The organism is Lactobacillus gigeriorum DSM 23908 = CRBIP 24.85 (assembly GCF_000296855.1).
GTDB classification, from domain to species: Bacteria; Bacillota; Bacilli; order Lactobacillales; family Lactobacillaceae; genus Lactobacillus; species Lactobacillus gigeriorum.
The window spans coordinates 1-9,890 of record NZ_CAKC01000090.1 but is presented as its reverse complement, the minus strand read 5'-3'; the positions used below and the strand labels follow the sequence as shown (position 1 = coordinate 9,890).

The following is a 9,890-nucleotide window of genomic DNA, read 5'->3' as shown; positions in this document are numbered from 1 at the left end:
GAGGTTTGTATCATGAAGGATTATTCTGTTGTTTTTGGTATTGATGTAAGCAAGGCTAAGTTAAGCGTTAGCGTCTTGATCAAGAAAAAGGAAATTGGCCATTTTGACATCGCAAACGATGCCGTAGGCTTTAAATCATTACTAGAACAATTGCAGGAATTCGCCCAACCTGTGGTTATCTTCGAAGCCACGGGGGTATATTCTTTGTCTTTAGAAGCTTTTTTGAATTATAAGGGTTACGACTATGTCAAAATCAATCCATTAAAAGCAAAGAAACTTATGGACAACAATCTTCGTCATAATAAGACCGATCGAGTAGATGCACATCGTCTGGCTATGATCGAATTCATTACTCCGCAAGCCTTGTCTACCCAGCAGCCCAAAGAATATCGTGAATTGCAGGCTGCTAGTCGCTACTACGAAGAATTGACGCAAGATACTGTCAAGGCAAAAAATCGACTGCATAGAGCCTTGCAAACGGTCTTCCCACAAATCGAGCAGCTGATGGGCACACCATCTGGAAAACAGTATTGGCAGCTAGTCGAGCTGTATTCTCACCCTCGTTTTGTCTTGGAAGATGGATTCGAGCAAATCAGCTCAAAGCTTCAAGATATAGCTGGCATCGGTCGAAGAAAGTCATGCAATTTGGCTAATTCCCTTCAGAATTTGGCCAAGCTAGCTTACGCCTACTACGACTATGACAGCGTTCAGGTGAAACTAGTGCGGCGCCTAGCACAGCAGCTAATCGATTTAGAAGCTGAAAAAGCTGAGATCATCGACTACATGGAAGAAATAGCTCCTAAAGATGACTTGGAGCTATATTTAAGCGTTCCAGGCATTGCCAGAATTACAGCCTTGAGATTGATCGCAGAGCTGGGAGACCTGCGCAGATTTAAGAGCACTAATCAGATCGACGCCTTTGTAGGAATAGATCCAGGAAGATATCAATCTGGAGAATACGATGGCCATTTAGGAATAAGCAAGCATGGCAATCATATTGCCAGAAAGATTCTTTATTTGGCTATTGGACAAATTGCATCCGCAAGTTCTTTTAATCCTTGTCACATTGCCGATTATTACAAAGCAAAAAAGCAATCCTTTCATAGCACGGGCTACAAAAAGATTGCCATCACCAGCGTACATAAGTTGATTAGAACCTTGTATGCATTAATAATAAACGGCCAAGCGTACGATTACAACGTAGCCAAACTTAATCAAAGACTTTAATTGTAAAAGCACTTGGTTATGTACAAAGTATAACAGTCTGGTTTAAAAATATAAATACTAGACTGTTGTTTGTCATACATAATTTACGGAGCATAATCTCCAATTGATTCAAAAATTGATAAGAATGATCAAAAATATTTGCTTAAAATACCTAATAATACTTGATTTTGGGTAGAAAAAGAGTCTGATCTAATTGAACCATTTCAAGCTTAATCGTTTTTTTCGCCATTTACAAGTTAGTTTTTCTCGACTGAATGCAATCTGTCGTTCCTTGTATAAGCTTTATGCTCCTGACGAATTGAAGCATCGTAGAAACGTCGATCAGGTCAAGCTTTCCGACAGCTCTATTCTGGCATTACTTATTTGGCAGGCAGAAATTAGAATCGAATCTCAGAGAAGATTCTGTAGTTTTTTCGTCGGCTTGGCTCATTCTCGCTTCAATCGCCAGGCAAGAATGCTTTTGCCCTTGATTCGCTACATTCGTCAGGCTTGGAATCAGGAAGTAAATACAACTGGAGGGCTTTTGATTATTGACATTCCCGTTCCGCTTTGCCAGCCTGTTCGCAATTATCGCGTCAAAATCTTTCGCGGAATAGCCGATATTGGCTATAAAGCCACGAAGAAAATCTACTATTACGGCTTCAAGGTCCATGCAATAGTAAGCGACGATGGCTATCTGCTCGACATGCAGTAACCAAGGCATCGCTCCAAGGAAACCGTAGAGCTCATGGCAAACGCTCATCCAAGCAGCCGTTATCTATTAGGCTACGAAGGCTACTTAGGAAGAAACTTGGCCAGCAAGCTTAAAAGCATGGGCTACGTGCTTTGGACTCCGTATCGAAGAAACATGCAGGGAATCAAGAGGCATAACGAGCATCAATTGATGGCGATTAGAAGAACGATTGAAAGCGACTTTTCATTGCTCAGCGCCTGGAAGTAGCGATTTTAGCTTACAATATGGCATATTGTCTAGAAAGATTTAACTAGCACCACGCGTATCCTAATAATTAGCCTGTTAAAAAACGCCTTGAATTCCGACTCAAGGCGTTTTTATTAAGCTATTGATCCTTCAATTGTTTCTGCATCAGCTTTGCCATCGTATGCCACAATCGCTTCAATTGCAGCCGTTAAACCTTTAACGATATCTTCCAAACTCATTGAAGGCATCCCCGGCTTATCAACTACTTGTGAAGGTAAAAATGGAATATGAATAAATCCAGCTTTAATATCAGTAAATTCCTTATCTCTCATGTATTGAACCTGGTACATGATGTGGTTGCAGACATAGGTTCCAGCGGTGGTTGAAACACGAGCAGGAACACCAACTTCACGAATTGCACGAACCATGGCTTTAATTGGCAATTGTGTAAAGTAAGCCGTTTCTCCATCTTCATGAATTGTACGATTCATTGGTTGGAAACCCTCGTTATCAGCAATTCTGCCATCATCATAATTGATAGCAACTTTTTCAGGTGTTAATTCTGCCCGTCCACCTGCTTGACCAACGTTTAAGACATAGTCAGGTTTAAACTCGGCTATAGCTTCATGAACTACCTGAGCCGATTTGTCAAAAACCGTCGGAATTTCTAACTTTCTGATTTCTGCACCAGCAATCGTATCAGGTAACAGCTTTACTGCTTCAATTGCAGGGTTAATCTTTTCGCCACCAAATGGATCAAAACCAGTAACTAAAATTTTCATGTTGTTCACCTTTCCTTAAAACGCTAATAGATACATCAAAACAATATGCAAAACCAATAAGATTAAAGCAATTGGCAATTGTTGCTTAATAACGCCCAAATTATCATCCATTTCCATCAGTGCGACTGGAAGTGAGTTGAAATTGGCTGCCATTGGCGTCATTAAAGTTCCACAATAGCCTGACGTCATTCCTAAAGCAGCAACAACTGCAGGATTTCCTCCTTGAGCAATAACAAGCGGAACGCCAACTGCTGCCGTTATAACTGCAAAAGCTGCAAAAGCGTTACCCATGATCATTGTAAAAATGGCCATTGCACAACAATAAATAATTACGCCAACTAAGTGATCGCCCGCAGGAATAATACCAGCGATTATTTTAGAAGTTAATTCACCTACACCTGCTGCCGTAAAAACCGCACCCAAAGTTGCTAACAATTGAGGCAGAATTCCTGCAGTTCCTAAAGTTCTAACCATTCGTTGGGAGTCGTTATAAACCATTTTTAGAGGTGATTTAGTTAATATCATGGCTACGATTAAGGAAACAACGGCTCCAATTCCAATCGCCACCTGACCACCAAGTTTGGTGAATTGGGCAATCAAGATCGATACCACAGCTAAAACAATGCTAGGAATAAAAATTCTTGCACCCAATTTTGGGGCAAATTTTTCTGCATGATCGCGATCAATTGGTTTTATCGTACCCACCTGGACTTGTTTGAAAAACGCAAGACCACCAATTACAATAACGAGAATCCCTGTTACAGCTGCTGGAATCAAATCACCAAATGCAAAAATAATTGCCAAAATGAACCAAAAGCTTCCAGTTCCATAACGCGTTGGATTTGTCTTATCACGAATTGCCTCAACACCTGCTAAGGCCATAATAACGCCGATTACTGCGTAAAAGAATTCAAGTAATAGGTTTGGCATCTTATTTACTTCCTTTCTTCGCAAATTTACGATTGAAAAGCAAATTGTATAATCCAACCACTACCAGAGTTACAATCGCAATTGGAGCTGTATATTGAACAACTTGGGCTGGAGTTACTGCGTACTTTAATGATTTCATGGTACTTGCAATCAATAGTACACCACCTGAACCCATAAACAGATTTTGAGCAAAGAAGTTACCAAAGTTATCATCGGCTGCTGACCGACCTTTAATCAAATCTTGTTCAACTTTAGTCAGTTTTCACCTTTTTCGAGTTCTACTGCAGCTGATACCATTGGCGAAATTAATGGTCTAACAAACTGTACTTGTCCTTGTAAAGAAATTCCGAAAAGACCACCTAATTCACGAATTGCAAGATAGATATTTAAAATTCGACTAGGAGTCAATTTCTTTAATTTTGAAATTGCGTTAACTGCAACTTCCTTTAAGCCATGACTCTCAATTAAGCCAATCATCGGTAAGGTAAGAATAAATACCGTAACCGCACGATTATTAACAAAACTAGTACCAATGGTAGTTAATAATTGCATCAAATCCATCCCTGATAGTAAACCAGTTGCGATAGCTGAAAAGACTACAACTGCAGCACTATCCCATTTGAATACAAAGCCAACGATTATCAGTAATATTCCTAATAATTTTAAATATTCCATTTGACGCCTCCATTCTAAAACTAACTTAATACTTGTTTTACTTATTATACCAAAATTTCATTCTTATCATAGCGCTATCATAATATTCACAAATAAATTCCTTAATAACCTATAGTTATTCCTGACTATTGACTATAAGTATTTCAAATTGTAAAAAATCAATTCTAAAATTGTTCATATAGATATACTTAAATCAAAGAGAATGAGATCAATGAAAATACATAAAGCTTGGTATATTTTAATCGCAATGTGTGGCTTAATCGCAGCTTCAATTGGAATCTCAATTAATACTTCTGGCGTTTTTTACTCAGTAGTAGCTAGCTCGCTTCACCTTTATCGCGGAAGTTTCGCCTTCCATATGACGATTTTTTCAATGGTGACCGCTATCACTGCCCTCTTCGTACCTTCATTACTGAAAAAAATTAATTTCAAATTGTTACTTACAATAGCAGTTTTACTAGCTGTTCTTGGTACTGCTGGGATGGCTCTTGCCTCAAAAACTTGGCAATTCAACCTCTTGGGCGCTCTTCGTGGTTTTGCAACCGGAATTTTTTCAATCGTTACGGTAACAATGATTATTAATAACTGGTTTATTGCCAAAAATGGTCTTACAACTAGTTTAGCCCTAGCATTTAGTGGCATCATGGGTGCAACTTTTTCACCGATTTTTGCAATTATTATTGAAAAAACCAACTGGCAATTTGCCTATCTGGTTGAAGCAATCGTAATTTTACTCTTAACCTTACCCGCTATCTTAATTCCTTATAAACTGGATCCCGCAGAAGAAAAGCGTGCACCATATGGACAAGCCGAAGAAACGGCAACTACTGTTAATCCTGGTTCTCGCAAAATTAATACCACAGCCTTACTGCTATTAATTGTTTTCAGTGCCTTTGTGGCATACAGTTCAAGCATGACCCAACATTTACCTGGCTATGCTGGTTCAATGAATTATTCGATTGAACTTGGGGCCAACTTGCTTTCATTAGGCATGATCGGTAATATCGTTTCTAAGCTACTTGTTGGGGTGATCAGCGATTATATGGGAATTGTCAAGGCTACCTTACTCTTAATCTCTGCGAACATTTTAGCCTGCATTTTGCTAATCATCGGTCATCCTGTAGCTCTTCTAATAATCGGTAGCTTCTTGTTTGGCTCATCTTACGGCCTTGGTGCCGTTTGTAGCCCACTTTTAACCCTAAAAGCGTTTGGTAAAAACAACTATGGTAAAACTTTCCCAATGATGTCATTTGCTGGTAACCTTGGCGCCTCAATTGCCTTTAGCATCATCGGTTATATTTATGATTTCACATCCAGCTACATCCCTGCCATCATCGTTATCTTGTTAATGCTCATCGCTACTGTACTCTCTGTATTATTCATTGGTAAATTTCCCAAAATAATTAGAAAAATCCCCTAGAGGGCCTGTTTCTCAGGTTCCCCAGGGGTTTTTTTCGTACTTCTTATTGAATGATTTGTCCAATCAAATCTTGTAATTGTTCAGCGTCAGAACTACTTAGCTTGATCACGCCTGCCGGCAATTCAAACTGAGCATAGTAGTCAACGAAACGTTCAATAATCGCCAAATCAACTGAATATTCACGATCGCGGTTACGTTTACTCAAAATTCTTAGTGCGCGTGCTAACGATGCTTCGCTTAATGGAGCATCACGATCCAATAACGGTTCAAAACAATCAACCAAATAGACTTGATAGTTATCAGGAACTAAATCTAGAATTGCTTGCATTGGATTAACTCGTCCTCCACCAAGATTAGTATTATCTACGACAGTTGGTAGTCCTTGAGCTAGACGTGTTTTTAACATCAAATCAAAAATCTGCCACACAACAGGCTCACTATCCGGATTGAACTTAATTTGTTTATGCCCATCGCTAATCATAAAGCCGTTTAAATTTATCCGAATCTTATCTGCTGAAATCGTGTAATTTTCGAGATTATTCATTTTAATAAAACTCGACTTACCTGATGCTTGTGGACCAAACATCAAGACCAAAGGAATTTTTTCCATTCTTTTCCCCTTCAAATAAAAATTAGTGACGTTGTAACAGATGCTTGGCACCATCTCTTAAAGCAAAATACAACAATGGCGTACAAATTGCCGTTGAACATGAATTAATCACCGTTGCTGGCAAACTGACAAAGGCTGCAACATAGGCAACTTTTAAACTCGTTCCCACCATTAAGGCTTCGACGATCGATACACAATAGGTGGTAAAAATCTTGGTCGCGCCAGCTACAATCGCTAAGATAATGATATTGCGACGACTATCAACATGTCCCATGGCTTTATAAATGATAGAAATCACACTGGCAACCACCACAACTTCTAACATCGTTAACCAACTAGTAGCAGCATAACCATTTAAAATATCAAAGCCACCAAGACCAATAATTCCTGCTAGCATTCCCTTGCTAAAACCTAGATAAAGAATTGCCACCGCAGTCAAAGTATTGCCAAAATGAATAAATGGTCTCCCCACCATTGCCGGAATTGGGATTCTCAGTACCCAGATTCCTAGATAAATGATAGCAGCAAAGATTCCTGTAAAAACTAAACTCCTCAGAGAATTCTTTTCTTCGTTCATAATCTTTCCCTTTCATTGTTTACTCGTCTGATTAACCACGGCAAAGCTAGATTAGCGTTTGGACCTAATCGAGGATCTTGCCGACCAGTTTTGGCGATCGCTTCGATGATAAAATCAGCAGCCAAGGCACAAGCAGTTTGTAAGTTCATCCCTTTTAAGAGTTCTCCCAATAAACAGCTTGCAAACAGATCGCCAGTACCAAAAAATGATCGTCCAGTTTTCGGACGCATCAGTTGCCAGGTATTTCCATGATCCCAGCCTACTACCGCAATTAGCTCATCCAATTCTATTCCAGTAATCACCACTTGTTTAAGCTTAAATACTTCAGCTAGTTTGTTAGCAAGCTCTTTTGCTTCCTCAATGCTATCTGCTTGCTCACAAGGCAAATCAAGCAAAAGTCTCGCTTCAGTTAAATTAGGTGTAAGAATGTCGGCATGCTCGGCTAATTGTCGCATTTTTTTAACATAGACGGCATCTAACCCGCGATATAGCTTACCATGATCGGCCATTGCTGGATCAAGGAGAATTAGTGATTTAGAAAATTCAGCGATATTAGTCAACCAAAAATCAAGTACTGAATGTCCTAAATAGCCAAGATAAACTGCATCAAAGTTTAGCTGTAAATCACGCCATTGAGCAAGCATCTCTGGCATTTGTGTGCTCATGTCTAAGAACGTATTTCCGGGATAACCAGTGTGACTGGAAAGAATCGCAGTCGGTAACACTACTGGATTAAAGCCGAATACCGCAAGAACTGGCAGTGAAGCAGTCATGGAAACTTGTCCTAAACAAGAAATATCTTCGCTTATCAGTATGTTAGTCATGTAGGTGTCCTTTTAGCGTATTTTGATAGTTGTAGACCTTGACGACTTTTCCAGAATCAGACAAGACGACCACATTGCCATCATAATGGGGATGGCGTATTGGATCTGAATGCGAGCCACCATCGGTAAAAATCCGAGCTGGTTCATTAGGATACTTAATAGTTACTACTGGATTAGTTTTCGAAGGTAAAAACTTGCTACCATCATCATAACTTCCAACTAAGTAAGAAGTTGGCGTATGGCCGGTGACTATAGTCTTACCCGTTAAATTATGTGCAAATATTTTCTTAGTCCCATCGCTGTACCAATAAGGCTCTCTCGCCCAAATTCGATAGAAATCATAGTCGTACTGGTGATTGTGAACATCTAATTCAGCAGCATATGTTTGCGGATCATTATAGTGCTCATCAGATCTAACCCCTGCATGAACGAAAATAAATCCTGGAGTTTCATACATTATGGGACAAGCTGCTAAAAAACGATAGTAATCGCTAGCTGTGACTTCTTCTGGTCTAGCTTTTTTACCAAACAATTGCAATAAAGTCTTATCCCCGCCATTGAAAAACCAAATTCCTGATTGATGTTCACGCTTTTCGGCATAGTTGATTAACATCTGCTCGTGGTTGCCACGTAAGATGATTCCTTTTTGTTTCATTAAGAATTCTAAAACTTCTTTAACATATAACCGTCCATCAACATAATCACCACCTGCTACCAGCTGTGCTTCAGGATAGTCTCGTTGTGCTTGTTCGATCAACTTTAAAGTTTCTAAATTCCCGTGGATATCAGAAATAAAAATGTAATATGGATATGTCTGGTCTGTTTCCAGAGTTTGGTTGACTACTCGCTCCATCTTGTTACCTTCTTTCTTAACCTATAGTTTAATTGAAAGTAACACGGATGTAAATTAATCTTTTAATTTTAAATTTATGTTACAAAAAAGGCGCTGAGATTTACTCAACGCTTAATTTGTACTCTTATCTAAAATTTGCCATCTTGATGTATTGACCCTTGCCTACACGGTAGTACTTCTTGCCATCTCTTAAGACGAAGTGGCGACCGTACGTCTTTAAGTTCTTCCCCTTCTTGAAGGTCTTGGTTCCGATTCTTTGACCCTTGTAGTTATAGATATAGGCATTGTGCGTCAACACGCGATCTCTACCAGTGATGTTGGTAGTCAAGACATATTCGTCTTTGTCTGCCAATTTGTAGAAGTCTCTGCCGTTGATCTTAACGACTGTTGGCAAGTACTTGATTGGGGTGTATGAACGATATCTGACGGCAGTCTTGTTGCCAAGCTTGTCGTAGCCGATTGCCAAGTGCATTACCATGCCCTCGACAACTTGATTTTGGCTTGATCCTTGAGATGAAGTATTGGTATTTGAAGTAGCATCTTGAGAAGCTACAGTGTTATCTGTAAGATCTGGTTCTTCAACCAGAATCATCTTGTAGGTAATAGTTACCACTATGTTCTTAGAATCTGGTGTTACGGTAATTTGCGCAACTTCCTTTTGACTTGCAGTGTAGCCAGCTACTTCTGGAACAAGGAACTTATCAAAGATATGCTTGCCATTTTCTGACCAATCGCCGAATGTTACTTTACCAGTGGCTTCATCAACAAAGGCTTGACGAGTGAAAGCGACTTTTCATTGCTCAGCTACTACAACGCAGAAAACAATCGAGCAAGGAGCATGGCTGGCTTTGCTCAGCGCCTGGAAGTAGCGATTTTAGCTTACAATATGGCATATTGTCTAGAAAGATTTAACTAGCACCACGCGTGTTATATAAAACTATAAAACATACTAGCCTAGTGTTAGGGACTCATTCGACGGAATGTCTCCCTAGCACTTTTCTACGTATTGTCAAGCCTGATAAGGGATTTAGTTGTATTGTTTACTGATATTTCTTTTGTTGAGTAAAATTAGG

The 9,890-nt window shown here is 39.4% G+C and carries 9 protein-coding genes and 4 pseudogenes; 4 read left to right on the top strand and 9 right to left on the bottom strand.

What is annotated here, in order from left to right; all coding sequences use genetic code 11:
* The first annotated feature begins 12 nt into the window (after positions 1-12).
* Together BN52_RS08275 and BN52_RS08270 are read left to right on the top strand one after the other, a co-directional pair.
* The gene (locus tag BN52_RS08275) at positions 13-1,227 is read left to right on the top strand and encodes an IS110 family RNA-guided transposase (RefSeq protein ID WP_008474053.1); all 1,215 of its coding nucleotides are present in this window, start codon (positions 13-15) and stop codon (positions 1,225-1,227) included.
* A 193-nt stretch (positions 1,228-1,420) separates the two neighbouring features.
* A pseudogene (locus tag BN52_RS08270) lies at positions 1,421-2,214 on the top strand (IS982 family transposase).
* Between the two features lie 66 nt (positions 2,215-2,280).
* On the opposite strand, the gene pcp reads toward BN52_RS08270, so the two are convergent.
* The 3 genes and pseudogenes from pcp to BN52_RS08255 all read right to left on the bottom strand — a co-directional run bounded on the left by pcp (position 2,281) and on the right by BN52_RS08255 (position 4,533).
* Positions 2,281-2,928 carry a pyroglutamyl-peptidase I gene (pcp, locus tag BN52_RS08265; protein WP_008474048.1) on the bottom strand — a complete coding sequence of 216 codons (648 nt, stop codon included), beginning with the start codon at positions 2,926-2,928 and terminating at the stop codon, positions 2,281-2,283.
* Positions 2,929-2,943: 15 nt separating this feature from the next.
* Complete coding sequence (locus BN52_RS08260; RefSeq protein ID WP_040473517.1) at positions 2,944-3,858, bottom strand: DUF979 domain-containing protein; 915 nt, start codon at positions 3,856-3,858, stop codon at positions 2,944-2,946.
* A gap of 1 nt (position 3,859) precedes the next feature.
* Positions 3,860-4,533: pseudogene (locus tag BN52_RS08255) on the bottom strand (DUF969 domain-containing protein).
* Between the two features lie 211 nt (positions 4,534-4,744).
* Here BN52_RS08255 and BN52_RS08250 point away from each other — a divergent pair.
* Positions 4,745-5,953: an MFS transporter gene (locus tag BN52_RS08250; RefSeq protein WP_008474044.1), complete on the top strand. Its 1,209-nt coding sequence runs from the start codon at positions 4,745-4,747 to the stop codon at positions 5,951-5,953.
* Positions 5,954-5,996: 43 nt separating this feature from the next.
* Here BN52_RS08250 and BN52_RS08245 read toward each other — a convergent pair whose 3' ends face one another.
* The 6 genes and pseudogenes from BN52_RS08245 to BN52_RS10640 form a co-directional block, all read right to left on the bottom strand.
* Positions 5,997-6,563 (bottom strand): ATP-binding protein, encoded by a 567-nt coding sequence (locus tag BN52_RS08245; RefSeq protein WP_008474042.1) that lies wholly within the window; start codon positions 6,561-6,563, stop codon positions 5,997-5,999.
* Positions 6,564-6,585: 22 nt separating this feature from the next.
* Positions 6,586-7,140 (bottom strand): ECF transporter S component, encoded by a 555-nt coding sequence (locus BN52_RS08240; RefSeq protein WP_008474040.1) that lies wholly within the window; start codon positions 7,138-7,140, stop codon positions 6,586-6,588.
* Positions 7,137-7,964, bottom strand: a complete 828-nt coding sequence (locus BN52_RS08235; RefSeq protein WP_008474038.1) for a PfkB family carbohydrate kinase — start codon at positions 7,962-7,964, stop codon at positions 7,137-7,139. Before BN52_RS08235 ends, BN52_RS08240 begins: the two co-directional genes overlap by 4 nt.
* Positions 7,957-8,817: a metallophosphoesterase family protein gene (locus BN52_RS08230; RefSeq protein WP_008474037.1), complete on the bottom strand. Its 861-nt coding sequence runs from the start codon at positions 8,815-8,817 to the stop codon at positions 7,957-7,959. The genes BN52_RS08235 and BN52_RS08230 overlap by 8 nt, the downstream gene beginning before the upstream one ends.
* 124 nt (positions 8,818-8,941) lie before the next feature.
* Complete coding sequence (locus BN52_RS08225; protein WP_008474036.1) at positions 8,942-9,430, bottom strand: SLAP domain-containing protein; 489 nt, start codon at positions 9,428-9,430, stop codon at positions 8,942-8,944.
* Between the two features lie 39 nt (positions 9,431-9,469).
* A pseudogene (locus tag BN52_RS10640) lies at positions 9,470-9,547 on the bottom strand (hypothetical protein); the annotation flags it as partial.
* Between the two features lie 45 nt (positions 9,548-9,592).
* Here BN52_RS10640 and BN52_RS10150 point away from each other — a divergent pair.
* Positions 9,593-9,733, top strand: a pseudogene (locus BN52_RS10150) (IS982 family transposase); the annotation flags it as partial.
* Positions 9,734-9,890: the final 157 nt, after the last annotated feature.

What these genes read in the sequence shown, in the direction of transcription:
- BN52_RS08240 (WP_008474040.1), bottom strand. Translation starts at nt 7,140, where the DNA reads ATGAACGAAGAAAAGAATTCTCTGAGGAGTTTAGTTTTTACAGGAATC.
- pcp (WP_008474048.1), bottom strand. Translation starts at nt 2,928, where the DNA reads ATGAAAATTTTAGTTACTGGTTTTGATCCATTTGGTGGCGAAAAGATT.
- BN52_RS08230 (WP_008474037.1), bottom strand. Translation starts at nt 8,817, where the DNA reads ATGGAGCGAGTAGTCAACCAAACTCTGGAAACAGACCAGACATATCCA.
- BN52_RS08235 (WP_008474038.1), bottom strand. Translation starts at nt 7,964, where the DNA reads ATGACTAACATACTGATAAGCGAAGATATTTCTTGTTTAGGACAAGTT.
- BN52_RS08275 (WP_008474053.1), top strand. Translation starts at nt 13, where the DNA reads ATGAAGGATTATTCTGTTGTTTTTGGTATTGATGTAAGCAAGGCTAAG.
- BN52_RS08250 (WP_008474044.1), top strand. Translation starts at nt 4,745, where the DNA reads ATGAAAATACATAAAGCTTGGTATATTTTAATCGCAATGTGTGGCTTA.
- BN52_RS08245 (WP_008474042.1), bottom strand. Translation starts at nt 6,563, where the DNA reads ATGGAAAAAATTCCTTTGGTCTTGATGTTTGGTCCACAAGCATCAGGT.
- BN52_RS08260 (WP_040473517.1), bottom strand. Translation starts at nt 3,858, where the DNA reads ATGCCAAACCTATTACTTGAATTCTTTTACGCAGTAATCGGCGTTATT.